16 protein-coding genes, 2 pseudogenes and 4 CRISPR repeat arrays (1 of these 22 running past the window's edge) are annotated in these 25,040 nt (G+C 68.9%); of the genes and pseudogenes, 4 read left to right on the plus strand and 14 right to left on the minus strand.

Features of this window, described 5'->3' with window-relative positions; translation table 11 throughout:
* A CRISPR array of direct repeats spans positions 1-769; the repeat unit is 28 nt; unit sequence GAGCTACCCCCGCGGGTGCGGGGACGAC (it extends 1,328 nt beyond the left edge of the window).
* 44 nt (positions 770-813) lie between these two features.
* The 9 genes from cas2e to GQF42_RS00655 all read right to left on the minus strand — a co-directional run bounded on the left by cas2e (position 814) and on the right by GQF42_RS00655 (position 14,991).
* Entirely contained in the window at positions 814-1,137 is a 324-nt protein-coding gene (gene cas2e / locus GQF42_RS00615; RefSeq protein ID WP_158916722.1) for a type I-E CRISPR-associated endoribonuclease Cas2e, read from the minus strand.
* On the minus strand, positions 1,134-2,138 hold the full coding sequence (gene cas1e, locus GQF42_RS00620; RefSeq protein WP_158916724.1) for a type I-E CRISPR-associated endonuclease Cas1e: 1,005 nt from the start codon (positions 2,136-2,138) through the stop codon (positions 1,134-1,136). Before cas1e ends, cas2e begins: the two co-directional genes overlap by 4 nt.
* A complete protein-coding gene (cas6e, locus tag GQF42_RS00625; RefSeq protein ID WP_158916726.1) occupies positions 2,131-2,916 on the minus strand; it encodes a type I-E CRISPR-associated protein Cas6/Cse3/CasE in 786 nt (261 codons plus the stop codon). Before cas6e ends, cas1e begins: the two co-directional genes overlap by 8 nt.
* 3 nt (positions 2,917-2,919) lie before the next feature.
* Entirely contained in the window at positions 2,920-3,714 is a 795-nt protein-coding gene (cas5e, locus tag GQF42_RS00630) for a type I-E CRISPR-associated protein Cas5/CasD (RefSeq protein WP_158916728.1), read from the minus strand.
* Complete coding sequence (cas7e, locus tag GQF42_RS00635) at positions 3,711-4,895, minus strand: type I-E CRISPR-associated protein Cas7/Cse4/CasC (RefSeq protein ID WP_158916730.1); 1,185 nt, start codon at positions 4,893-4,895, stop codon at positions 3,711-3,713. The genes cas5e and cas7e overlap by 4 nt, the downstream gene beginning before the upstream one ends.
* Positions 4,896-5,054: 159 nt before the next feature.
* Positions 5,055-6,254, minus strand: a complete 1,200-nt coding sequence (gene casB, locus GQF42_RS00640; RefSeq protein ID WP_158916732.1) for a type I-E CRISPR-associated protein Cse2/CasB — start codon at positions 6,252-6,254, stop codon at positions 5,055-5,057.
* Positions 6,251-7,927, minus strand: coding sequence for a type I-E CRISPR-associated protein Cse1/CasA (gene casA, locus GQF42_RS00645; protein WP_158916734.1), 1,677 nt, complete (start codon positions 7,925-7,927; stop codon positions 6,251-6,253). The genes casB and casA overlap by 4 nt, the downstream gene beginning before the upstream one ends.
* Positions 7,928-8,217: 290 nt before the next feature.
* Entirely contained in the window at positions 8,218-11,103 is a 2,886-nt protein-coding gene (cas3, locus tag GQF42_RS00650; protein WP_158916736.1) for a CRISPR-associated helicase Cas3', read from the minus strand.
* A 145-nt stretch (positions 11,104-11,248) separates the two neighbouring features.
* Positions 11,249-12,986: direct repeats of the CRISPR family, unit length 28 nt; unit sequence GTCGTCCCCGCACCCGCGGGGGTTGCTC.
* A gap of 92 nt (positions 12,987-13,078) precedes the next feature.
* A CRISPR array of direct repeats spans positions 13,079-13,534; the repeat unit is 28 nt; unit sequence GTCGTCCCCGCACCCGCGGGGGTTGCTC.
* A gap of 47 nt (positions 13,535-13,581) precedes the next feature.
* Positions 13,582-14,991 (minus strand): IS701 family transposase, encoded by a 1,410-nt coding sequence (locus GQF42_RS00655; RefSeq protein ID WP_158916698.1) that lies wholly within the window; start codon positions 14,989-14,991, stop codon positions 13,582-13,584.
* Positions 14,992-15,108: 117 nt separating this feature from the next.
* A CRISPR array of direct repeats spans positions 15,109-15,503; the repeat unit is 28 nt; unit sequence GTCGTCCCCGCACCCGCGGGGGTTGCTC.
* Positions 15,504-15,585: 82 nt separating this feature from the next.
* Here GQF42_RS00655 and GQF42_RS00660 point away from each other — a divergent pair.
* Positions 15,586-17,178 (plus strand): ISL3 family transposase, encoded by a 1,593-nt coding sequence (locus GQF42_RS00660; protein ID WP_158916738.1) that lies wholly within the window; start codon positions 15,586-15,588, stop codon positions 17,176-17,178.
* Between the two features lie 215 nt (positions 17,179-17,393).
* The gene (gene ltrA / locus GQF42_RS00665; protein ID WP_158916740.1) at positions 17,394-18,707 is read left to right on the plus strand and encodes a group II intron reverse transcriptase/maturase; all 1,314 of its coding nucleotides are present in this window, start codon (positions 17,394-17,396) and stop codon (positions 18,705-18,707) included.
* Between the two features lie 276 nt (positions 18,708-18,983).
* Here ltrA and GQF42_RS00670 read toward each other — a convergent pair.
* From GQF42_RS00670 to GQF42_RS00685, 4 genes and pseudogenes are all read right to left on the minus strand, one after another.
* Positions 18,984-19,595, minus strand: a pseudogene (locus tag GQF42_RS00670) (recombinase family protein); the annotation flags it as partial.
* A 62-nt stretch (positions 19,596-19,657) separates the two neighbouring features.
* On the minus strand, positions 19,658-21,940 hold the full coding sequence (fxsT, locus tag GQF42_RS00675) for an FxSxx-COOH system tetratricopeptide repeat protein (RefSeq protein WP_233273153.1): 2,283 nt from the start codon (positions 21,938-21,940) through the stop codon (positions 19,658-19,660).
* A gap of 68 nt (positions 21,941-22,008) precedes the next feature.
* Positions 22,009-22,503, minus strand: a complete 495-nt coding sequence (locus GQF42_RS00680; RefSeq protein ID WP_158916742.1) for a chromosome partitioning protein — start codon at positions 22,501-22,503, stop codon at positions 22,009-22,011.
* A gap of 49 nt (positions 22,504-22,552) precedes the next feature.
* Entirely contained in the window at positions 22,553-23,356 is an 804-nt protein-coding gene (locus tag GQF42_RS00685) for a transposase (protein WP_233273729.1), read from the minus strand.
* Between GQF42_RS00685 and GQF42_RS00690 the strand changes: the two genes are divergently transcribed.
* Entirely contained in the window at positions 23,303-23,629 is a 327-nt protein-coding gene (locus tag GQF42_RS00690; protein ID WP_233273730.1) for a transposase, read from the plus strand. The two genes, GQF42_RS00685 and GQF42_RS00690, sit on opposite strands and share 54 nt — an antisense overlap.
* Before the next feature lie 58 nt (positions 23,630-23,687).
* A complete protein-coding gene (locus GQF42_RS00695; protein WP_158916746.1) occupies positions 23,688-24,125 on the plus strand; it encodes a DUF4259 domain-containing protein in 438 nt (145 codons plus the stop codon).
* On the opposite strand, the pseudogene GQF42_RS00700 reads toward GQF42_RS00695, so the two are convergent.
* A pseudogene (locus GQF42_RS00700) lies at positions 24,122-24,940 on the minus strand (IS481 family transposase); the annotation flags it as partial. The gene GQF42_RS00695 and the pseudogene GQF42_RS00700 overlap by 4 nt on opposite strands.
* Between the last annotated feature and the right edge of the window lie 100 nt (positions 24,941-25,040).

Below are 25,040 nucleotides of genomic sequence, written 5' to 3' on the forward strand. Positions count from 1 at the left end.
TTGAGCCAGACCGAGCTACCCCCGCGGGTGCGGGGACGACTCTTCCTCGCTCAACTGCCTGCCGGCCACCGTGGAGCTACCCCCGCGGGTGCGGGGACGACCGCGCGTTGGTCGCCGGGTCGTACAGCTGGGTGGAGCTACCCCCGCGGGTGCGGGGACGACACGCCGGACTCGTCTGGGACGAAGGCGCAGACGGAGCTACCCCCGCGGGTGCGGGGACGACGTCTGCGGCGCGCCGTACAGACCGATGGACGCGGAGCTACCCCCGCGGGTGCGGGGACGACCGGTTGCATGCAAGTCGACTAGAGCGACCACGAGAGCTACCCCCGCGGGTGCGGGGACGACGCGCCGGATGGCCGCCGAGGCGTCCTCGCAGCCGAGCTACCCCCGCGGGTGCGGGGACGACGCGCCGGATGGCCGCCGAGGCGTCCTCGCAGCCGAGCTACCCCCGCGGGTGCGGGGACGACACGTGGGTCGGCCACAGCGCCCCCCTGATCGAGCTACCCCCGCGGGTGCGGGGACGACTCGCGGCGGCCGGCACGGCGCGCCTCGCGGGCCGAGCTACCCCCGCGGGTGCGGGGACGACATCAAGCGCGGCGCCGACGGCGGCCGGGACTACGAGCTACCCCCGCGGGTGCGGGGACGACCTCGCCGGCATGGCTGCTGGGGACACGATCCGGGAGCTACCCCCGCGGGTGCGGGGACGACGCAAGAGCATGCCGTCATCCCCCGGGCAAGAGCGAGCTACCCCCGCGGGTGCGGGGACGACACTTGCTGACCTGCGGTGTTGTCAGGCCGGTGGGCGGTTTTCGTTTACATCGGAATCGGGGCGCCAGGGGTGGCTACCCACTTGGCGGGGCGCGCCATCAGGGTAAGACCGTCGAAGTCGACGGGAGCCCAACGATCACGGCCAGCAGTACGTACAGACCAGCCCTGCTCGGTGTGGACAGGTTCGATCATGACTGCCTGTCCGTCGCGGATACGCTGGGCCAGTACGGGCCACAGACGGTCGCGGATGCGTGAGTTGGGAGTACCTACGTAGACGCCAGGGGCTGCTTCGACAAACCAGCGGGTGAGGTGGCCGCGCAGGCCTGGGGGTGCTGCGATCAAGATCACGACTGTGGTGCCCGGACTCATCCCTTTTCCCTCTGGTCTCTGCCTTCTTCCTGATCACGTGGCGGTGGGATGACGTCAACGTGTTGGTCCGGGGCAAAGGAGTTGCCCCAGTTCCAGCCAGCAGTGACGACGGTTTCGCCTTCGTCCCATAGGCCACTGAGTTCCTTCTCGGACAGGTGGACGTCGTCGGGTACGAGGAGTTGCTTGATGTCGTCGACGATGCGAGGCAAAAGCTTGTGCTGGACGACGGCGTCGCGCAGGGCTGTGCGGGCGTCGCGTTCGGTGGTAAGGCCCTTGGCTGAGAGTTCGAAGGCTAGGGGGATGGTGAACTCGGCTTTGTAGAGGTCGGCTATGTCCAGGACGAACGACAGGGCGGATCCTGTGTGGACGAACCCGAGTGCGGGGCTAGCACCGATTCCGGTGATGACTGCGTGGCAGATGCCGTAGAGGGCCGAGTTGGCGGCAGACAGCGAGCGGTTGACGTCGTCTCCGGCGGCGAAGGCGTCCCCCGGCTTGTAGTCGCGCTTGCTCCAGGGCACGCCGGTCCGTTCGGAGTGCTGGGCGTAGAGTCTGCGGATTCGAGTGCCCTCTCGTCCGCGAAGCTGCTGAAGGGTCAGCGCGGAGGTGTCTTCGCCGGGAAAGCGCATGTCGTACATGCGGCGTGCGACTGCGACGCGCTCTTTGGGACGGGTGACGAGCCAGGCTTGTCGTAACTGGAGTTGCGAGCCGCGGGCAGTGCTGAGTCCGGAAGCGTACAGGCGGACGCCCTGTTCGCCGACCCAGCACACCGAGGTGGCGGAGTCTGCGAGCAGGGTGACGGCGGCGTGGGTGATGCGGCTGCCGGGGCCGATGAGGAGTACGGCGAGGTAGGCGGCGGGGACATGGACGATGCGGGCTTTGTTGATCAGGACGACGGCGTTGTCGTCCCGGTCGATGTGGCATCGCTCGATGTACAGGCTGGAGACGCGGTCCTCGATCCTGTGGACGTCCTGCGGGCCGGTCCGCCACCAGGGTTCAGCCATGTGGTGCCTCCTGCAGGAGTGGGGCGAGGGTGAGCATGCCCTGGCCGTAGCCTTTGGCGGGGCCGATGCCGCCCAGCAGGGTCGCCTGTAGGGCGACGGGGTCGGTGACGCGGAGCCGTCCCTGGAAGGTGGCGGTGGAGAGCGTGACGCGGGGGCCGTCCTTGCCCTTGCGGAACCGCAGGGTGTCCCGGGCGATGAGGGACACCGCCGGCGCCGGGCCTGCGGGAGCCTCGGCGGCGGTGGATGCGTCGAGGTCGATGGTGGTGCCGGTGTCGGTGGCGGGGATGGTGAAGCCGTGCCGTTCGGTTCGGGTGAGCAGCCAGGTGAGCTGTTGTGCCGCGGTGCGGTGCGCGACGCGGAAGCCGCGCCGCTTTTCCAGCGTGTCCGCGTTCTTCATGCGCTGCAGCTGCTCTTCGCTGGGTTTGACGGGCCGCTGCACGGTCTGGACCGGGTTGGCTGTCAGTCGGAAGGCGAATTCCCGGCCCACGGCGAGGCGTTGCAGCAGGGGAGCGTAGTCGGCGATGAGTGGTTGCCCGCCGTCGGCGTCCGGCCAGCCGGCCTGTTCTACCAGGTGCTGCCAGGATGGGCGGTTCTCGGTGAGGACCAGAATCTCGGCGCGGTGTGGGGTGTTGCTCTCCAGCCGCCACAGCACGCGTTCGGTGACGGGTTGGGTAGCGAGGCCGCCGAGGACGGCGGCGTGCAGCCGGTGCGGGTTGGCCAGCAGGGAGACAGCGGCCCGGCGGCGGGGGTTGAGGGCGATCTTCGACAGGTAAGGCATGGGTCACCAGCCCAGGAGAGCGAAGGGGTCGTGGCCAAGGTCCGTTCTGCCGGCGGGGATATCGGCGGCCTGGCCGGTCGTTTGCTGGCCGGTGGGGAGGCTGATCCACAGGTGTCGCACGGTGCGTTGGCTGAAGAGGGTGCCGGTCTTCAGGTCGTAGGTGTCGGGTACGTCGGTGGCGGTGAGGTCGCCGGCCGGGTCTTCGACGGTGGCCTCTACTGTCACTTGCGCTCCCCTGAAGCGGGCACGGTGAGGTGCGGATGCCTGCCAGGGGACGTCTTCGAGCACCTTGGGCAGATCGGTGTCGGGGTGCAGGCCGAGGCTCACGGGTCCGGTCGGCGGGCAGGAGCGGCGGCCGAGCGAGAGCGGGAAGGCGGGGTGGCGTACGGCGTGTTCCAGGTGCTGCAGCAGCGCGGCGGGGCCGGCGACGGCGGCGGTGAAGACCGCGTCCTGCAGGTAGTACCGCTGGGTGACGCCGGTGTACTTGGCCGGGCCGGTCTTCTTCTGTGCGCCCTTGGCGTCGACCTTGGCGGCCGGCAGCGCAAGGCCGCGGTGGTCGCTGACGGTGTGGTAGTCGCGCAGCAGCGTGCCGGGCTGGTCGACCCGTACGCCCAGGCGCAGGCCGAGCAGGTCGGTCAGGGATGCTTCGCGGGGGCGGCCCTCGGCTGCGGCAAGGAGGCCCAGGATGCCGGACTTGGTCGGCTGGGGCTGAGTGTCGCGGCGGTTGTAGCGGGAGGGGCCGCCCCACGACTGCAGGGGGGCGGCCAGCCGCAGGACGAGTACGGCCTGGCCGCTCATCGGTGACCTGCCTGCGCAGCCTCGGTGCGCTGCGCGGGGATCTCGCCGTGGGTCAGCCAGGCGCCGACGGTGTTGCCGACCTCCTCCAGGAGCGTTTGGAAGGGCAGCGAGGGGCCGAAGGCCTCCGCGAGTTTGTCGCTTTCCAACGCGTAGGTGGCCAGGGTCCGCTGCGGCACGGTGCCCCAGGTCTCGCCGGCCGTTTTCAACTCGTCGGCCAGTGCGGTAGCGGATTCGGCTGCCAGACCCTGGTTTCCGGTGACGGGTTCTTCGAAGGCGGAGACGAGGTTGACGGGCTGGTCGGTGCGGACGGTGACCAGGACCAGGTGGGGCAGGGTGCGGTGGGCGAAAGAGTTCTGGTGGCCGGTGGGCATGGACCGGGTGAACGCGTCGATGAACCGGACGGTGGCTTCGCGGGTGGCCTCGGCCGAGGTGAGGTTGTTACGCAGTTGGTGGGTGCCGAGTACTGCGTAGCGGTAGAGGGTGGCGCTGTTGAACTCCACGGTGCCGATCATGCCGGCTCCGCTGTCCTCGGTGTTCTCGTCGTCGACGGCGGTGTAGTAGTCGAACTCGGTGCGCACCGCGTGGGTGGACAACGCGTGGGCGACCTGGACCGCGGCGTCGACGTTCAGGTCCTTCAGGTCGGCGACCATCCGGCCGAAGAGCGCGACCTCAGCCGGGTGACCTGTGGACAGCGCGGAGACCACGGGCAGCTTGCTGGTCTCCTCCTGGAGCTCCTTGTCGGGCAGCGCGGCCAGTTCCGCGGCGCGTCCGCCGAGCAGGCGCACGAGGTCGTCGAGCTGGCGCTTACCGAAGAAGAGCAGGTAGGCGGACTGCTCCTCCTTTTTCGCCGACTTCTTGATGCCCAGCGGTTCCATCAGCGCAGCCGCCAAGCGATCGGCCTGCGCAGCCTCCAGGGCCGCTCCGCCCTCGCTCTCGGGCCGGCCGAGGCGCTCGGCGAGCAGGGTGGCGATCCGCTTGGTGCGGGTGGCTCGGTCGGCGGGCGCCTCGGTCTTGGCGAACTCGATCCGGGTGGCGCGCTTCCAGGCCTGCGAGGAGATCCGTGCACGACGGGCACCCCCGTAGAGGGCCTGCTTCGGAGTACCGGAATCATCCCGGTTGATGTTGGACGGCGGAACGCTCTGCAGGATGTGGACCTCAACGAAAAGCGTCGGCTCGGACATGACATGACTCCTTAGGGAAGGTGAGCACCGCGCAGTGGCGGTGCCGGAAGTGGAACGGCAGAGGAGCGCCCGGCAGCGGTGGCCGGGCAGGTGAGGGCAGGCAGCAGCGCGAGTGCACTGTGCTTGGGCGTTGGCGGCACGGTGCGTAAAGCGACAGGGTCAGGGCTGCGCGTCCTCGCGGCGGAAGTCGCGATCCCACGTGCTGCGCAGACGCGACTGAGCCTCTGGCCGCTGCGGGTCGTCCCAGCCACGCAGGGCCATGCGGACGAGGGTGTAGTCCAGGCCGACGTCCGCCTGGCGCAGCAGCGGCACGAGAGTGCGCAGATGGTGGGCAAGCTCCTGGGAATCCAGGGAGGTAAGCAGGGCGCCGAGTCGGCGCTCCAGGGCCACTCGGTCCGTGCTGTTGTTCCGGGCAAGGAGTGTGCGGCAAGCGGCGCCAGGACTGATCCCGGCCACGTGCATCTGCTGTTTCTTGCCCTGCTGGTGCATGCCGAAAAGAGTCAGCGCACTGTGCTCGGCGCTGAGATCCCTGGTGAGAGCACCCCTGGCACGCAACTCGCTGCCCATCCACGTGCGGTAGAAGCTCCACATGGCGGGCACCGTGCCGGCTTCTTCCCCAACCCCGGAGCGCAGAGCCGCCAGTTCGGCTCCCGCCTCGGGCCGTTCCGGGTCGAAAACGGACCAGTACCAGCTCTGCGCGCCCTGTCCCTGTCCGGACGGGCGGTCCTCCGTACTCCTGGTGATGGGATCGGTGTACTGAAGACCCCAGGCCCGCAGCACCCGGCCATGGTGCGGCGTCATCCAGTCACACAGGTCCCGGTGCAACCGTGTGTAGTCCAGACCGATGCCCGCCCGGCGCAGCAGGGGCACCAAACCGCGCAGGTGATGGACCAGCTCGTCCAAGTCCACTGCGGTCGCGGCCGCAGCCAGCCGCCTGCGGACGCCGGCGGCCACACGGTGCTCGTCGGCGAGGGTCAACTGGCGGCCGGCGGCCGCTTCGGCGACCAGATCGGCCCGCAAGGTGCGGCAGGCCGTGCCCAGCCCTGTAGCCGGGCAGTGGACCGGCTGCGTCGCGCCATGCTGGTGCAGGCCGAAGAGAGTGAGCGCGGCATGCTCGGCCCGGTAGGAGCGGGGCAGCCGCTCCGAGGTCCGGGCGATGTCGGTCAGCTCCACCCGGTGCAGGTACCGCATACCGGCGACGGTGCCCGGCTCACGCCCGAGGCCATCGCGCAAGGCACGCAGACCCCGCTCGGCCCACGCCGGCGGACGGGACAAATTCTGTGCTTGCCACTCCTCGGTGAACTCCTCCCAGAAGTAGGCGCGGTAGGTCCGTGCGGCCGGTGCTGCCATGCTGCTCATGCCGCTTCCCCCTCACCTGTCGCGGCATCGACGGTGCGAGTGAGGATCTCACCGAGCCGCTTGTGGAACACCCCGGCGGCCTTGCCGCTGCGGAAGACGATCTCCTTGCCATTCACCTTCTCGGTGCGCCCCACCACAGCGCGGGGCGGCGCAGCGGCCAGCAGACCGTCCGCCTCCCGCAGAGCAGCCTGCCGCAGCGTGACCTCCCATGCCTGCTGCGCACGCTCCAGCGTGTCGTAGTCGTCACCGATGGTCCGCAGCCCCGCGAGCAGACGCCGCATCCTGCCGTCGACGGCGTGCAGGAACCGCGCCGAGGGCCGCTCACCCTTGTCCCGCGGGAGCGGCTCGCCGCCACAGGCACGGCGCAGGTCGGAGTGGAGGCCGTCCAGCACACGCGCAACCCGGTCGGCCTGATCCACACAGTCCAGGATGGGCTGGCGCAGCCACTCGTCGGCGGCGAGGAGGGACGCCACGGGCAGCGGCAGGCTGTCGGCGATGGCGTTCTCGACGACGGCGGACTGATTGCCGTACTCCAGCCCGCAGGTCTCGACACCCAGTGCGAAGTCGGCGGGCAGATACCGGTCCGCGAACAGCTGCCCCGTCTGCCGCAGCAGCACGGAGGTATACGGGCCGTCACCGTCCTGTGGAAGTGCGAGTGCCAGCAGCGCACCGAGTCCCTGCCACGCGGCACGACCCGAAGCGTGACGGCGTGGCCGTCGCGCCGACCGGCCCGCTTTCGGCTTGGCGAGGTGCATCCAGGCCGTGTGCGGCTCCTCCCCCGGCGTCAAAGCGAGCCGGTCCCCCGCACAGACGACCACCTGCCGTACACGCAGCCCCTGCTCGGTCTCGGCAGGGATCAGCCGGATCCGGCGGGAGGGGAAGGTGAGCAGATCCAGCAGACCCCCGGCAGGACGCACCGACCACTCAGGCCCGGCCGGCGACGTCGCTGCGCAGGAGGCCGGGCGTTCGTCCCACGCCCACTGCGGCCGATCCCCCGCAGCCAGCCCGTCGGGCAGCACGGGAGTGTTCAACAGCAGCGTCTCGTACAAGGTGCCACCGGTCGGCACGATCACACCGAACTGACCGAGCGGGCCCGTCGGATTGCCCGTCGTCTTGCCGTTCTTCGCCTGCCCGTCACCGACGGCTCCCGTCTTGATGGCGGCGGTGTCCCAGCAGTGGGCGTGCATCAGCCACAGCGCCGCCTGCGCGGGCGTCAGGTCCAAGTGGTCGGCCTCGCTGAGTGCGCTGAACAGCGGCACGTTGTTTCCCGACGCCACAGAGGGGACGAGCAACGTGGACGGCTTGGTTTCACCGTTCAGCGCTGTCAGGCCCGCCACTTGAGCGAACGGCCGACTGGAGAACAGCTCGAACCGGTCGCCGTAACGGGGGCCGAGGTAGTCGAGGAGCTTCTCCTTCTCCTCGGCCGAGAAGCCGCCCTGCGTGAACCGCTTGCCCCATTCACCGCGCGACCGCGGGACTCCCAGCGCGTCAAACACGATGGGCAGCAGCAACTGACGCAACACCGCAGGCAACATCGTCGGCACCGGAAGGTCCAGCCGCGCGAGACCGTGTGAACCGGTGAGCGCTTCCAGCAGGCCAACGGCCCGCACCTCGCCGTCCACGCCGGTGACAGGCAGCCAGGCTCCCCGGACCAGACCGTCGTCGTCTCCCATGATCCCCCTCCCCGGGCAAGCCAACACCCGCCCCAATTAGGCGAGTTGATGGTCTCCTGCACCGGTTCAACGGTGGCACAGAAGGCTGAATGCTTCAGCGGTTTACCGAAATTCACCGTGAAGGCAGGACATAACAAACCCGCTCGAACAAAAGGCCGACCGGTACGCTGCAAGACCGCGGCGTCCGCCCACTCCCCGCACGGCGCGCGGGGGTGTTCCCGCTGAATGCTTTACGTCGTCCCCGCACCCGCGGGGGCCAGGAACCACGGGCGGAACGCCGCTCCCCCGCCTCAACCCCGCTTCACCACCAGGCCCTCGGCATCGTCATACGACACCCGGGAACCACCCAGCTCAGCCCACCCACCCTCAAAGACCAGCGCCCGCGCATGCCGCAGCCACGGATGATCAACCCACCCCGGCAGCGCCCTCAGCCCGCCCGTCTCCCCCGACAATCCGACCGGCAGCCGCACCGAACCCCCCAGCAGCCGCTCGACCACCGCATCGTCCAAGACCTCTCCGTACACACCGAGCCGCGTCCCGTCCAGCGCCGTGTAACCGCCCGCAACACGATGCACGAGGACGACCTCAGCACCGCGGTCACCGTCCCGCACCACCGCGTCGAGATCCTCCTCCCCGACCGCGGTGCTGCCCGCGTAATGCAACCCCTCCAAGGTCGCCGTCCCCCACTCACGCGGGCGCGTCAACAAGAACTGCTCCGCCTGCGCACGCCGCTTCTCCTCCCCCACCCGCCACGCGGCGCCCGCGGCCTGCTCGTCCCACTCCGCCGGGCAGACCTCGGCCCCGCCATACGCGCGCGCCACCAGGCCGGGCACATCCGCCGGAATGCTCCACACGCCCGCACCCGGCACACCCGCTCCGCCGCTACCTGGCAACGGACCGGCGGCCTCCGACACCAACGCCGCTGCACGCAGCAAAGGCCACTCCTCGTAGATCTTCACCGAAGCAGGCAGGAACCGAGGTCTTCCACGGACTCCGGCAGCCACCCCGGTCACCAGGACACGCGGCACCGCGTGCGCCGCCGGCCTGCGCGTCCCGGCATGCCTGTGCAGCCGGCCGATCCGCTGCAGCAAAAGATCCACTGGCGCAAGATCCGTGATCAACAGATCCGCATCCACGTCAAAGGACTGCTCGGCGAGCTGGGTGGCAATCACCACCATCCCCTCCGGCCGCGAATCACCGGCCCGAGGACCCATCAACCGCAGGCACTCCTCCGTCCGCTCCGCTCGATGCGCCGTACACAACCGCCCATGCAGCAGATGCACATGCCCGCCCACCTCACTGCCGCGCAACGCCCGGTAGATGGCCTGGGCGCGATCCACCTGGTTGACGACGACCAGGACCACACCTCCCTCGGCCACCGCCTCCCGCACCACCGCGGCAACCACCGCCCCGTCCACCTCCGTGTCCGGCAGCCACTCGATCCGAGTCGGCACTGACTCACGCCACGACGGCACCAAACTCCGAGAACTCTCCACCACCGGCTGCCCACCCACAGCGAAAGCCGCAGTGATACACGGATAACCGGCCGGCTCGGGAACCGGCTCCTGCACATCCGCTGCCGCCAGCACCCCCGACAGGTACGCGTCCACGAAGGCCTGCCGCTGGGCCGGCGGCAACGTCGCCGACAGCAGCACCACCGGCACCCCCGCCTGCCCAAGCCACCGCAACGCCTCCAACAGGAACTGCCGCATGTAAATGTCGGCAGCGTGCACCTCGTCCACAATCACGACCTTGCCAACCAGGCCAGCGGCCCGCAGCATCACGTGCCGCGTCCGCGTCGCCGCATAAAGGAGATGATCGATCGTGCCGACGGCGAATGGCGTCAACAGCCCGCGCTTGCTACCGAGGAACCAGACCGGCGGCCCACCCCGCTCGGCCACACCACCCGTATCACCAGAACTGCCCGGCCAGCCGAACTCATCGTCCTCATCGATCGCTCCGTAGTCCTCCCACGGACTCGCCCCGACACCCGCCGAATGCCCCTCGTCCCAGATCCGCCGCCACAACCGGTTGAAACGCCGCTTGCCATGCAGCAGCGCCACCTGCGACACCAGCTCCGGGTGAAAGGAACCCACCCACTCCAGAACCTGCTCGTACATCGGATCGCTCGTCGCCTGCGTCGGCATCGCCACAAACACCCCGTTCAAACCGAAACGGGCCGCAAGCACCTCCGCCGCCGCCAGCGCAGCCTTCGTCTTGCCCTCCCCCATCGGCGCCTCAACCACCAGCAACCCTGGCGAAAGCGACGACCACGCCCGCTCGACCAACTCACGCTGCGACGCACGTGGTGCCACACCCAGACGACCCGTCAACGGCACCAGCGTCGACGACGGCACAGCGAGCTTTTCCCAACCGCCCCGGAACCCCAGCCGCTCCCACGCCGCCTCCGCCCGACGGCACGCACCGGCCGGCGACACATCCCCGGCATCCGCCAACCCCTTGAAATGCTCACTGTCACTCGCGATCCAGTCCGCCATCACAATCAGCCCCGCCAGCGCCAGCTGCTCCGCCTTCCGCAACGACGAAACCGGCCTCACCGCCGCCACATCCGCGAAGCCCACGACGCGAGTCACCACATCCACCACTGCACGCTGCGCCTCGGCCCACGCCGGCCCCCTCCCCTGCGCATCCGGGTACGGCGGCCGCAACGCACTCACCGACGGAAATACCCCATGGTGGCCAGCAACCAGCGGCCACACCCACGCCACAGCATCGGCATCCCCCCACTCCTCACGCAGCCGCGCAATGAGCATCGCCCCACCCGCCACATCATGGCGCCACTTCATCCGCCTACCGGTTGGCAGCCGCCCCCACGTCAGCCCAGCCGCACGCACAGGAGCAGCCTCCGCCACATCCAGCGCCTGAAACGCCGGGCACGCCTTCCCACAGTCGTGGATCGCGCACACCCACATAAACCACGCCCGCCCCTGCCCACCACTGATCTCGTCCAGACGCCGACGAACCGCCGGTGACAGAAACCGGTCCCACATCAGCCCCGCCACAGCCGCCGTGTCCAGGAGGTGCCCGAGCAACACATGGGTCCGCCCAGCATTGCGCGCAGCCGACTTCCCCCACAGCCGCGCCACCCGCGCTACCGTCTCCTCCGACACCTGGCACGACTGCATCAACTCAATGACTGACCGCTCATCTTCCACCTGTGGAGCTCCCTCAGACAGCCTGCCGCGATGCCGACACGCACGATAGAGGGCAGGTCTGACAGTGACTCTCTGAACCCCCCGCCTCCTCATGCATGTGAAGGAAAACAGGCCCGTTCGCTAGCATCGTCCCAGCTCATGAAGTGTCGTCCCCGCACCCGCGGGGGTTGCTCTAGCGGTGAGTACGTCGATCACGACCACGGACTGTCGTCCCCGCACCCGCGGGGGTTGCTCCGTGGTCATCCGCGGCGGCACCGTCGTGTCTGGGTCGTCCCCGCACCCGCGGGGGTTGCTCGCAGGTGGCCGCGTGACCCCCACCGCTGACATCGTCGTCCCCGCACCCGCGGGGGTTGCTCGACGTGCGCACGCAGCTTCTTCACTTCCGCCTGGTCGTCCCCGCACCCGCGGGGGTTGCTCCCACTCGCAGGTGGCCATCGCGACCCACAGCGCGTCGTCCCCGCACCCGCGGGGGTTGCTCGGGCGCAGGACCCCACCCAGGCGCCCCTCCCCGGTCGTCCCCGCACCCGCGGGGGTTGCTCGATCAAGGGGTATGACATCGGCCTCGGTCAGATGTCGTCCCCGCACCCGCGGGGGTTGCTCTTGCTGCCGGGTCGTGTCGAGACCGCTGGCCAGGTCGTCCCCGCACCCGCGGGGGTTGCTCGCAGGTGGCCGCGTGACCCCCACCGCTGACATCGTCGTCCCCGCACCCGCGGGGGTTGCTCGACGCGCGCACGCAGCTTCTTCACTTCCGCCTGGTCGTCCCCGCACCCGCGGGGGTTGCTCCCACTCGCAGGTGGCCATCGCGACCCACAGCGCGTCGTCCCCGCACCCGCGGGGGTTGCTCGGGCGCAGGACCCCACCCAGGCGCCCCTCCCCGGTCGTCCCCGCACCCGCGGGGGTTGCTCGATCAAGGGGTATGACATCGGCCTCGGTCAGATGTCGTCCCCGCACCCGCGGGGGTTGCTCTTGCTGCCGGGTCGTGTCGAGACCGCTGGCCAGGTCGTCCCCGCACCCGCGGGGGTTGCTCGCTCGGCCTCTCCGCCCCGACCGTCAAGAGCATGTCGTCCCCGCACCCGCGGGGGTTGCTCGTCTGCGGGGTGGCTGTCGGGTGGCCGTAGGCTGTCGTCCCCGCACCCGCGGGGGTTGCTCCGCCTACGCGGCTGGCCTCACCCTGTACGACCCGTCGTCCCCGCACCCGCGGGGGTTGCTCCTCCCTACGGCCGGTTTCAGCAGCCTGTCGAAAGTCGTCCCCGCACCCGCGGGGGTTGCTCGTCCCAGCAGCCGGACCTGGTCAAGGACATCACGTCGTCCCCGCACCCGCGGGGGTTGCTCCTGCTCGGTGAACTCCCGCGCCTTGCCGCGCCGGTCGTCCCCGCACCCGCGGGGGTTGCTCTCGGTGCGCCCGCGTGACAACCGTCGGCACGGGGTCGTCCCCGCACCCACGGGGGTTGCTCGGGTGCGCCCGCCTTGCCGGTACCGGCGCCGCCGTCGTCCCCGCACCCGCGGGGGTTGCTCGCCTTCCGAGAAGTAGCGGCGGGGGTCCTGGTAGTCGTCCCCGCACCCGCGGGGGTTGCTCTGGAGAGCGTCAGGCCGTGTACGGCCATCCGGCGTCGTCCCCGCACCCGCGGGGGTTGCTCGCGTGTCCTGGTAGTCGACTATGACCCGCAAGGGTCGTCCCCGCACCCGCGGGGGTTGCTCGTGGGCGCCCAGGCTCATCACCTCCATTTGCGTGTCGTCCCCGCACCCGCGGGGGTTGCTCGATGATCACGGCGGTAGCGCACGGCAAGGTCAAGTCGTCCCCGCACCCGCGGGGGTTGCTCGCCGAGGGCGTGGGCTTTGACGGTGACGGAGGAGGTCGTCCCCGCACCCGCGGGGGTTGCTCCCCCGACCTGTACGCCGACGTCACCGACCTGTTGTCGTCCCCGCACCCGCGGGGTTGCTCGGCGTACGAGCACGGGTTGACCCTGTTCGGCATGTCGTCCCCGCACCCGCGGGGGTTGCTCCTCGGCTGCGGCCGGGGTGGGTCTGACGCTCGCCGTCGTCCCCGCACCCGCGGGGGTTGCTCGAGCAGGGTGTAGCCGGACCAGAGGACACCGAAGTCGTCCCCGCACCCGCGGGGGTTGCTCCGCCGTGGCGAACGGCACCCCCCTCACCGCCCGGTCGTCCCCGCACCCGCGGGGGTTGCTCGAGAGCGGGCTGGCTCATGGCATGACTCCTTGAGTCGTCCCCGCACCCGCGGGGGTTGCTCCACGACGGCGCGATACCCCACCGTGAGGCAGAGGTCGTCCCCGCACCCGCGGGGATTGCTCGGCCGACCAGGTGGTCGCCGCAGTTGCTGAGCAGTCGTCCCCGCACCCGCGGGGGTTGCTCCTTCAAGAGATGGCGATCGCCTCGCTCGAGGCCGTCGTCCCCGCACCCGCGGGGGTTGCTCCGACCACAACGGCGTTACCGGTAGTTCGTTAAATCCGGAGGTAGAGGTCAATGCCGTGTCCTGTGGTGACCGCGTCGATCAGCGCCTGGAGTTCGCAGGGTGGGTCGGTGTCCGTCCAGGCTCGCCACCATCGGGTGAGGGTGATGGCGGGGGTGAGCCAGGAGCGGATGGCCCGTAAGGCCCTTGGCCAGCAGGGCGGTTGGGGCTGGAGGGGTATGGCTGGGCCCCCTCTCTGGGCCCTCGTCGGGGCACGGGTCGGGCGCGGTGGCGTCCAGGGGTCCCGGTGGGGCGAACCATTGGTCCCAGCAGAAGGAGAAGGCGCAGTTGACCAGGGTCTGGTGGCGGCGGATAGCGCGGTCGGAGCGGACTTGGAAGTCGGCCCAGCCGAGTTCGTCCTTGATCTGTTTGTAGCTCTGCTCGATCCAGGGCCGCAGTCCGTAGAGGCGGATGATCTCGGCGAGGTCGGCCGGCGGGTGCGGGCTGGTGGTGGCGTGGGGTGCGTCGGGGTGGGGCAGGTTGGTGGCCAGGTACCAGGTGGCTTTCTCCGGCAGGCTGGCCGGGTCGGTGGTGGCCACGACCAGTCGGCAGGGTGAGTCGGGTCCGTAGCCGCCCAGGCGGGCGTCGGCGGCCCACCAGGTCTCGGTGTGCCCGTCGCGGAAGTGACGCTCCACAACTGTCCAGTCGCCGGGACGCCTGGCATCCTTCCAGGTCAGGGCGTGTGCGGCTTCGATGGGAGTGTGCGGCTCGTGGGCCGGGGCCCAGACACCGTTGCGCGGCTTGAGGGCTACTACGTAGGGCAGGCCGGCCTCGCGCAGCGCGAGGTACCAGTCGTCACTGACGGAGTAGGCGCAGTCGGCGACCACCGCCCGGCAGCCGAAGCCCGCCTCCTTCCCGCGGGCCGCGAGGGCAGCAGCCAGCTGCGGCTTGGTGCGGAAGGACGGATCCGAGCGGCCGCGGTCGAAGTGGTGGGCAGGGGTGTAGGGAGTCGCGTGCAGCGGGTAATACACGCGGCCGTCGGTCCACACCGTGGTCACCGTGACGATGCCGTTGTCCGTCTTGCCCAACCGGCCCAGCCACTGCCTGCCCACGTGCGCGGTGGCCATGCCGTCCTTGCGGTCCCCGGAATCGTCGATCACGATGACCCCACCACCGTGCGGAGCAGTCGCCGGCTCCTCACGCAGCAGCTCGAGCCGCCGGTCGTTGACCTGCTCGACCTCCCAGGGCGACTCGGACAGGAAGAACTGCAGCCGCTGCACCCCCGGCATCCCCGCACCCGCCACCGGCTCCGCCCCGGCCAGACAGGTGATCGTCTTGTTCCGCTCCCGCGGCACCAGCAGCCCGGTCAGGTACTCGCGAAACCCCCGCCGCTGGGCGAGACTGAAGAAGAGGTCGTCGAACCGGGCCGCGTAGTCCTCCAACGGCCCCGGCGCAGGCGGACACGGACGGCGAGCAGTCATCTTCAGCCCCCCAGCAAGGCAGTTGACTCCTCCCACCGGCCTACGACCAACCCGACCTGACGTCAACCCACACCACCACCGGATTTAACGAACTACCGGTAGGAGGCAACGGAGATGGTCGTCCTCGCACCCGCGGGGGTTGCTCCGAGGGGGCCGTGGCCACCACCTCGTCCGTGATGGTCGTCCCCGCACCCGCGGGGGTTGCTCTTCCCAGCCCCGACTCGGGACGCGGCGCGCGCAGTCGTCCCCGCACCCGCGGGGGTTGCTCCGAACGCACGCCCGAGGAGTGGCGCGAACTTCTGTCGTCCCCGCACCCGCGGGGGTTGCTCCCCACGGTTCAGGCCCGCATCAGCGAGCTGCGCGTCGTCCCCGCACCCGCGGGGGTTGCTCGATCCAGTCCACGATGACGACACAGGCTTGCCCGTCGTCCCCGCACCCGCGGGGGTTGCTCTCGCATGGAGAAGAACGGGCTGCGGTACGCGCCGTCGTCCCCGCACCCGCGGGGGTTGCTGCATGGCCAGTAGAAGCTGGGTTCTGGATCACTTTCCGTGCCAGGGCCACGGAGGGTCACCGGGTCCGCGATCATGAACGGTCGTGAACCACGACCTGCTCCAGGACCTCTGGCTCCACCAGACCACCGACGTCGCGGTCAGCGCCGTCACCATCCACGCCGACCACGTCACCGTCCACGCCGCCACCACCAGGGCGGGCGCGCAGTGTCCGACGTGCGGGACGTCTTCGGGTCGCGTCCACAGCAGCTACGTACGCAGGCTTGACGACAGCGCCGCAGGCCAGCGCCGGGTCGTCGTCGAGTTACGGGTCCGCCGGTTCCGCTGCCGCCAACAAGCCTGCGAGCGGACGACGTTCGTGGAACAAGTCGAGGGCGTCACCTTCCGACACGGGCGACGAAGCCAACAACTCCAAGCCGCGTTGCAGAAGCTCGGGCTGATGCTCGCCGGCCGGGCTGGGTCCCGCCTTGCCGAGGCGTTCGCCGTCCCGGTCAGCCGCTCCACGCTCCTTCGCCTGATCCGCGCTCTGCCCGAAGAAGCCCCACCGGTGCCGCGCGTGCTGGGAATCGACGAGTTCGCCCTGCGCAAGGGGCATGTCTACGCAACCATCCTGGTGGACATCGAGACCCGCCGACCGGTCGACCTGCTGCCCGACCGCACCGTCGAGACCGTCCGTGCCTGGCTGGCCGCCCACCCGGGAGTGAAGGTCATCTGCCGCGACCGCTCCGCTCTGTATGCCGAGGCCGCACGGCTCGGCGCCCCGGACGCCATCCACGTCGCCGACCGCTTCCACCTGTGGCAGAACCTCGCCGACGCCGTCGAGAAGACCGTGCTCCAGCACCGCGCCCTGCTGCCCGAACCACCGCCACCCGCAGGGCCCACCGAGCCCCTGACCCTGCCGGTCACCGCTGCCGAGCCCCGGCGGACCGGACGCCTGTCGGACCGCGTCCGCGAACAGCACGCCGCCGTCCACGCCCTGATACGCGAGGACGTCAGCCTGCGCGCCATCGGCCGGCGACTGGGCCTGGCCCGCGGCACCATCCGCCGCCTGGCCCACGCCGCGGACCCCGACGAACTGCTGGTCGGCCGCTGGACCGGACGCACCAGCATCCTCGACCCCTACAAGCCCTACCTCAACCAGCGGTACGCCGAAGGCTTCACCGTCGCCCGCCGCCTGTTCGAAGAAATCCGGCAGCGCGGCTTCCCGGGCCAGGAGCAGATCGTCCGCGTCTACATACGGCAGCTGCGGGAGGCGTTCCCTCACCAGGACCCGCCCCGCCGCAAGCCCTCCGTGAGGGACGTGACCGGGTGGATCACACGCCACCCCGACCGGCTCGACGACGCCGACGCGCAGCAGCTCAAGGAGATCCTCGCGCGCGTCCCGGCGCTCGCCCGCACCGCCGATCACGTCAGAGACTTCGCCGAGCTGATGAACGACCGCCGCGGCCACCAGCTCAAAGACTGGATCGCCCGCGTCCGACAAGACCAGGTCCCCGCCCTGCAGAGCTTCGCCACCGGCCTCCTGCAGGACCTCGACGCCGTTGTCGCCGGGCTCACCCTGCGCTACAGCTCAGGAGCGGTCGAGGGCCACAACAACAAGATCAAGATGCTCAAGCGTCAGATGTTCGGCCGCGCCAACTTCGACCTCCTGCGCAAACGCATCCTCTACGCGGCATGAGCCTGGTGGTGGCGTGGACGGTGACGTGGTCGGCGTGGATGGTGACGGCGCTGACCGCGACGTCGGTGGTCTGGTGGAGCCAGAGGTCCTGGAGCAGGTCGTGGTTCACGACCGTTCATGATCGCGGACCCGGTGACCCTCCGTGGCCCTGGCACGGAAAGTGATCCAGAACCCCTTTTCGAAGTCCACCGACAGTCTACGACCCGGCGTTTCTAGTGCACGCGTGGGAACGCGTGGCCACCAACACCGGGGCGAGGACCCCAGGAACCGACGGGGCCACGGTGGCCCTGATCGAGACCTGGATCGGGGTCGAGGCGTTCCTGGAGCACATCAGGGACGCGCTGAAGTCGGGCGCGTTCGAGCCGGTCGAAGTGCGACAGGTGATGATCCCGAAGGCGAGCGGCAAGCTCCGCGCGTTGGGGATCCCCACGGTCGCCGACCGGGTGGTCCAGGCCAGCCTCAAAGCAGTGCTCGAACCCATTTTCGAGGCGGATTTCATGCCGTGCTCGTACGGGTTCCGCCCCAACCGGCGGGCGCACGACGTGATTGCGGAGATCCATCACCTGTCTTCCGGGGCCAACAAGTTCCACTGGGTCCTGGAGGCAGACATCAAGGCGTGCTTCGACGAGATCGATCACACGGCCCTGATGGATCGCCTTCGGGCGAGGATCAAGGACAAGCGCGTCTGCACGCTGGTGAAGGCGTTCCTGAAATCCGGGGTCATGACGACCTCCGGGGACCGGGAGGAGACGCTGACCGGGACCCCGCAAGGCGGGATTCTCTCCCCGCTGCTGGCCAACATCGCGCTGTCCGCGCTGGACGAGTACTTCGCCCGGCAGTGGCAGCAGGAGATGGGCAGCTATAAGCGGCGGGTCACGCGCAGGAAGCACGGACTGGGCAACTGGCGGCTGATCCGTTTCGCGGACGACTTCGTTCTGATGGTCTCCGGGGAACGCCGCCATGCCGAGCAGCTGCGTGAGGAGGTGGCCGGCGTGCTCGCCCCGTTGGGGCTGCGTCTGGCACCGGAGAAGACCCAGGTGGTCCACATCGATGAGGGCTTCGACTTTCTCGGCTTCCATATCCGCAGGCAGCGGAAACGAGGAACGCAGAAGCACTACGTCTACACCAAGCCGTCCAAGAAGGCGATCCAGTCGATCAAGGACAAGGTGAAAGACAGAACACGCAGATCAGACCTGCACAGGGACGTGGACGAGCTGCTAGCCAGCCTCAACCGCACCCTGCGCGGGTGGGCGAACTACTTCCGGCACGGGGTGTCGAAGGCGGTGTTCAGCACGATCGATGACCACGCGTGGCATCGCATCGTCCGCTGGATCTTCCACAAGCACTCCCGGCTCAGCTGGAGGGAACTGCGCCGTCGGTTCTGCCGACCGGGCAGTTGGAAGCTCATCTGCGACGGAGTCGAGTTCACCGGCGCATCCAGCGTCAAAGTGATCCGCTACCGCTACCGCGGCAGCAACATCCCGACCCCGTGGACACCACGACCGGCAGTCGCCAGTACCAGCGACTGACCACCGGCCAAGGCACGTGGAGCGCCCGTTGCGTGGAGACACGCACGGCGGGTGCGGCGGGCGGGTCGGGGAAACGGGCTGGTCGCAAGGCCAGTACCGCGCCCCGGCCCGACCCAACCTAACCGCAAACGACGGTGACCAGTCGTTGGACCTGGCAGGTCTGGGCAGTTCCGGCGCATTGGTCGCCTCGGCAAGTGCGAGGCGACCGCCCTTCAACTCGGGCACGTAGTTGTAGATCGTGTTCCTGGAGACGCCGAGGAGCTTCGCGATCGAGGTGACGGTGTTCTCCGGGCGGGCGAGTAGGTCGCGGGCGTGACGTACCTGTTCCTCGGTCATCGCCGGCGGGCGGCCGAGTCGGGCACCGCGGGCGCGGGCGGCGTCCAGGCCCTCGTTGGTGCCCTGGACGATGAGTTCTCGGATGAACTCCGCCAGGGCCGCGAAGACGTGGAAGACCAGGCGCCCGCCGGGCGTGGTGGTGTCGAGCGCCTCGTGCAGTGAGGTGAAGCCGATACCGCGCTTGCGCAGACCGGACACGATGGCGATGAGGTCCTGGATGGAGCGTCCGAGCCGGTCCAGCGACGGGACGACGAGGGTGTCGCCCTCGCGCAGGTAGTCGAGGGCCTTCCACAGCTCTTCGCGTTCGGCGTTCTTGCCGGACTTCTTGTCGGAGAAGATCCGGATGCACCCTGCTTCGGTGAGTGCGTGGATCTGTCGGTCGAGCAGTTGTCCCTTGGTGGACACACGTGCGTATCCCACAAGGTCGCCGGTCCGTACGGCCGGAACGGGGCGAGGGGATCGGCGGTGTCGTCGTCCTGGGGTGGCTGCACCCGCCAGATCGTACAGAAAAGGGTGCTGCTCAAGTTCTTGAGCACGTCGACTTTCTGACACCGTTTTATGGGCATGATCCGGCGTCGATCCGGTCGCAAACCCTCACTTACCGATCTTGCTCATCAATCGGTCGATTGCTGAGCGGCTGGATCCTTTACGGCCTTCGTCCGCCAGTACGCGAGAGCGTCGCGGGTGCGGACGGTGTGGGGGTGGTCGGCGCCCAATACCCGGAGCATCTGTCCCAGCAACTCAGCGGTTGCCTCGGCGGCGCCTACTGGATCCCCGGCCCGGCCTCGCAAGTTGGCTAGGTTGCTCCGGGTAGCAAAGGTATGGGGGTGATCGGGACCCAGTACACGTAGTCGATCGACAAGCAGGTTTTCAAGGTCGGCTGTGGCGCCAGCAATATCTCCGGCGATCGCACGCCATCTCCCGAGACTATGCCGTGCGGAAAGGGTGTCAGGGTGGTCAGGGCCGATAACCCGAAGCTTCTGGTCCACCACGGACTCTAAGGCGGCCACAGCACCAGCATGATCCCCGACTTCCCCACGCCAGCGAGCGAGGGCGCCCAGAGTATTGAGGGTTAGAGGGTCTTCGGATCCCAGCACCTGCAGCTCCTGTTCCAGTAGCCTTTCCAAGGCAGCCGCGGCTCCGACAGCATCGCCAGCTTCGCCCTGGCACCATGCCAGGTTGTGCCGGAGATTGAGGACGTGAGGATGATCCGGCCCTCGTGCCTGTGTCATCGGTTTCAGGAGTCGCTTGTAAGTAGAAGCTGCGCCGACAGCATCCCCAGACTTCATAAGCCAGTATGCGAGCGATACGCCAGTATCGAGAGTTGTAGTGTGTTTGCAGCCTAGTGCTCGTGTTTCCTGTTTCAGTAGCCGTTTGTAGGCAGAGGCTGCGCCAGCAAAATCTCCTGACTCGCCCAGCCAGTGGGCAAGGTCGTGCGCGGCGTGGAGAGTGTCCGCGTGATCTCGACCAAGGTGAGCGCCTGCCGTGTCAAGGACGTGTTGCATGTGCTTTATGGCAGCGTCGATCTGGCCAGCTTCGCCAAGGCTTTCGCCAGTACGGAAGAGCACCGGATGAACGCCATCGAGTTCGTCGTCGAAATCACCAAGCTGGTAGAGGGAGTCTTCGGCGTGGCGGGTGAGCGCTTCAGTGTTGGCGCGCAGGGCCTGGGCCAGGGCGGTGTCACGCTCTGTCTCGGGCCAGGCAGCTATTAGGGCCGTGGCCGCGGCTATACCGGCGACGTCGCGGTCCGCGGCAGGCATAGCGTCGCGGGCGGCGCGTTGTATGAGTTGGTGGACCTGCACGGCTCTATGGGGGACGTTTGGGCTGTGCTCGATCAAGTTCAGGCGTTGGAGTGCACTTAGCGCTCCGACCGCGTCTTGCCCAGTGACCTGTTGCGTGTGTGTTTGTCCAAGTGAGGCACCGATGCGGAACTCGGCGAGGTACGTGAGAACGGGCGGGCTAGCCAAAACCGTGGACGGGATGCCGTTGGGGTCGAGCATCGCGGCAAGCTGCAGCATGGGACGGGCCAGACCCGCCGGGCGGAGTTGGTCGGCGCGCTCGATGGACAGAGACCAGGTGGCGGCCACCGTGGTGGCTTGGTCGTCGGGTAAGGTGCCGGGCTCGGGCAGCAAGTCAGCCAGCTTTCTCATCCGGTCTGCGAGCAGCTGCCGGTAGTCGGCGCAGGCCAGGGTGGCGTCGATGACGTAGGCGGCGGCCTGGGCGAGAGCAAGAGGCAGGTGTCCCAGGTCGGTGGCGAGGCCGTTGATCTGATCGGCGGGCTCGGCACGCCCGTGGGCTGCGAGCATCTCCGTGAGGTAGGCGGCGGACTCCCAGGGCCTGAACAGGCCCACACGCACCAGGCAGCGGCCCGCTCCGGTCAGGGCGGCGTCGCGGCGTCGACTGGTGACCAGGGTGCGGCCGCGCGGACTGCTCGGTGGCCACAGGTCACGCAGGTCAGCCGGGGCGGCGAGGTCGTCGAGGACCACCAGCCACCGGCACGGCTTCAGCGTGGCCTTCGGCTCCAGCCAGGCCAGGAACTCGCGCGCGGCCCGTTCGGGGTCCGTGGGATCTGCGCCCAGCACCTCCACGCCGGCCTGCGCGTACCCGTCTGTGATTTCCGACCGGCTGCTGGCGGTGATCCACACCAGCACATCCACGCTACCGTTGTCCCATGCGTTACGGGCATGGTCCGCGGCCAACTGGGTCTTGCCCACCCCACCCGTGCCGGTCAGCACTGCGGTGCCTCCGCCGTCGGCCGCTGTCCGCAGCTGATCGACCTCGGCCCGGTGCTGGAAGGACAAGGCACGCGGCGGAATCACCCCGACCTGGTGCGGCCAAGCGGCTGGCTTACGAGGCGGAGCGTGATGGTGGACCTGCTCAGCGTAGCCGATGGCCACGCCGCCGTGGTCTGCGAAGATGCTGGTGAAGTCAGTGCCGCGCGGGGCCGTGCTGGCTCCGGATCCGCTCACCCCTGGCGCGGACCCGGCTCCCGAGGGTTTCCCAGGGTCACATCCCGCATGCTCCAGGCGGCAGCGGACCCGTGGTCGGCACGGATGCCCACATTCCCGCCGACGGCTTGCCCACCGTCGCCTGCCGATATTCCGCCGACCGCGCGGGACAGGGCCTGCACATCTTTCACCGCGCGGTCCAGAGCCTCTGCGAAGGCGGGATCGTTCTCCGTGGCGTCTTCCAGCGCGAGGTGCACCCTCTGCTGGGTGCGGTCGGTCGGCCTGTCCTGCCCCGCCGCGGCCTCCTCGGCCAGCTTCTGCAATGCGGGATCCTCGCCCAGCTTGCGGCTGACCAGGTCGTGGAGCCGGTCCATCGAGGCGTCGAGAGTGCGGTCGACCTCTTCGTCCGCTCGGCCTGCCACCCGCTTCGCCTTGCGCACCGCCCACGCGAACACGTACCCGACCGCGATCTCAATGCCCGTCATTCGCATCCCCCAGACCGCCACTGACAAGGAATCAAACGGTACCTGATGCCTCCCGTGCTGGCCCTCGTCTGCGGCACTACCGCTTTGCTGGCGCGGTCGAAGGTTCCGCACTCTCCCGGCTCCTAGAAGACGTCATCTGCTGGTCGTCCAGCGGGGTTCGCGGGCCGGGCACGGCGGCGGCGAGGTTGAGACGCGCGTCCATATCTAGGTTGACCTCCCCGTACGAACGCACGTGGGACCAGAACAGCGGGGTCAGGCCACGCCGGTCAGCAGGCGTGAGGAGGTCGGCCCACTCCGGCTCGCTAAGGATGTCCTGGAGCATCAGGGTGTTCACGTAGACCAGGGCCGATTGCAGGATCCGCAGGCACAGGACGAACATCTCCTGCTCGTCGCGCCGGTTCGAGGCGATCTCCCCACCCTTGCCGTACGCGATCACGGAGTTTGCGCCGTTGGAGGACTCCATGACGTTCAAGCCCTCCTCGATCTCCCGCTGAAGGTCGCGCAGCCGCAGGTAGCGGGCCACGAAGATGGTCTTCTGCGCCCGTCCGACCTCCAGCATGGCCGCGTAGGTGGGGTGGGAGGCGTTACGGGTGAAGCGGCGCAGGATCGCCTCGGTCGACGCGGTCCGAGTCCGGATCGCGGTCGCGTACTTGATCATCTGGTCGTATTGCTGGGCAATGAGTTCCCAGCGGATCGGGCGGGTCAGCGCCGAGGCGAGCCGCGGGTAGGCGTCAGCCTCGCCGGCCACCGGCCGGCCACACCCTCTATCCGGCAGGTCACCGGATGGCTGACCCGTCATCCCGCCGCCCTCACCGAAGAGGAGAAGCTGCGCAGGAAGGCGGTCCTCGACCGGTGCCCGCAGCTGGATGCCGCCGCGCACCTGATCGGAACATTCGCGGAGATGCTCACCACCCTCGACGGGCTCCGTCTCACCGAGTGGATCACCGCTGCCATGACGTCGGGACTGCCCGGCATCAGTTCCTTCGCGGCAGGGTTGGAAGGCGACTTCGACGCGGTGACCGCCGGACTGACCACCGACTGGAACTCCGGCCCGGTCGAAGGAGCAGTCAATCGGATCAAGATGCTCAAGCGGCAGATGTTCGGCCGGGCAGGATTCGCGCTCCTCCGCAAGCGCGTCCTGCTCGCCTTTTGACCTCATCGTCGGCAGCGCATGCAAAGATCCCCGGGGCAGCACTCGGGAGGAGATCACCATGGGGACCTGGGACGTCGGCCCCTTCGACAACGACGACGCTGCGGACTTCGCCCTCGCCTTGGACGAGGCCACCTTGGACAACCGCGAAAGTCTGGTCCGCAGCGCGCTCGAACGCGCCGCCAACGCCATGGATTACCTCAGCGACACCGATGCCGTGCTGGCAGTGGCTGCCGCTGCCCTGGTCGTCGCTCAACACCCGGGCGGTGAACCAACCTGCGCGAACTACGGCCCTTCGCAGCCAATGCCAAAGTTCCCCGCCGACTTCAAGAAACTGGCCGTCGACGCCTTGGGCCAGGTCGTCGCGGAGTCGTCCGAACTTGCCGAGCGGTGGGATGAATCCTCGAACGGCCGCAAATGGAGCCAGGCGATCACTCGCCTACGCGACATCCTCGACCCTCCGATCCCGCCACAAGAGGAAGTCCTCTTCGACATCTAGCTGTTGCTGGCCATGACGTTGGTGACGCTTGCGTGGAGGCGTGAGGCTGGAGGATGGTTTCCGGCGGCGGTGTGAGGTCGGTGGTAGTTGTAGTGGACGTTCCACACCATGATCGCCCGGGCGCGCTCTGCTTCAGAGGCCCAGTTGCGGGCGTAGAGCAGCTCTTCGGCGAGGATGCGCTGATAACGCTCGACCTTGCCGTTGTGCCGAGGTGTGTAGGGCCTGGTTCGCTGGTGTCGGGAGGCCCACGAGGCCAAGATGCGCGTGAAGACCGCTGCGCGGCAGTTGGCGCCGTTGTCCGTGACCACGCGAACGACCCTGTGGATGCCGTGCGCGGCGAAGAACGCGCGGGCGCGGCTCAAGAACGCCACGGTGGTGGCGGCCTTTTCGTCGGGAAGGGGCTCGGTGTAGGCCAGGCGGGAGAACCCGTCGACGGCGGAGTGCAGGTAGACGTACCCGCCCTTGCCGCCAGCGGTCTTCGCACGCTGGACTGCCTTGGCCTGTTCGGAGCCGCGTCCGTGAACCCGCCACCCGCCGCCATCGGGGATGCGTCCGACCTTCTTGACGTCGAGGTGGACCAGGTGGCCTGGGTAGCGGGCCACGATCCGTTTCGGCGGGCGCCGGTTGACCGAGCCGTCGGGATCGAGGAACCGGCGGTGGTTGATGCCCAGACGCGTCAGCCACCGGCCCACGGTGCGTTCGCTGATCCGCACGCCCTGGCCCGCGAGTTCGAGTGCGATCCTGCGCGCGGACCACTTGTTGTCCCGTCGTAGCTGCTCGATCCGTTCGACGACGTCGGGCGGCGTCTGGGTCGGTGTGTCGGTGTACGAGCTCATGTGCAGAGCGAAGTACACCCTCACGTGCAGAGTGACGTACGAAGTTGTGGCCGGGGCGAGGGCGTCAGCCCTCGCCCCG

The sequence above is a fragment of the Streptomyces broussonetiae genome (genome assembly GCF_009796285.1).
In the GTDB taxonomy this organism is placed as follows: domain Bacteria; phylum Actinomycetota; class Actinomycetes; order Streptomycetales; family Streptomycetaceae; genus Streptomyces; species Streptomyces broussonetiae.

Coding starts and splice junctions, on each gene's coding strand:
- cas2e (WP_158916722.1), bottom strand. CDS start 1,137: ATGAGTCCGGGCACCACAGTCGTGATCTTGATCGCAGCACCCCCAGGC.
- cas1e (WP_158916724.1), bottom strand. CDS start 2,138: ATGGCTGAACCCTGGTGGCGGACCGGCCCGCAGGACGTCCACAGGATC.
- cas6e (WP_158916726.1), bottom strand. CDS start 2,916: ATGCCTTACCTGTCGAAGATCGCCCTCAACCCCCGCCGCCGGGCCGCT.
- cas5e (WP_158916728.1), bottom strand. CDS start 3,714: ATGAGCGGCCAGGCCGTACTCGTCCTGCGGCTGGCCGCCCCCCTGCAG.
- cas7e (WP_158916730.1), bottom strand. CDS start 4,895: ATGTCCGAGCCGACGCTTTTCGTTGAGGTCCACATCCTGCAGAGCGTT.
- casB (WP_158916732.1), bottom strand. CDS start 6,254: ATGAGCAGCATGGCAGCACCGGCCGCACGGACCTACCGCGCCTACTTC.
- casA (WP_158916734.1), bottom strand. CDS start 7,927: ATGGGAGACGACGACGGTCTGGTCCGGGGAGCCTGGCTGCCTGTCACC.
- GQF42_RS00655 (WP_158916698.1), bottom strand. CDS start 14,991: ATGACTGCTCGCCGTCCGTGTCCGCCTGCGCCGGGGCCGTTGGAGGAC.
- GQF42_RS00695 (WP_158916746.1), top strand. CDS start 23,688: ATGGGGACCTGGGACGTCGGCCCCTTCGACAACGACGACGCTGCGGAC.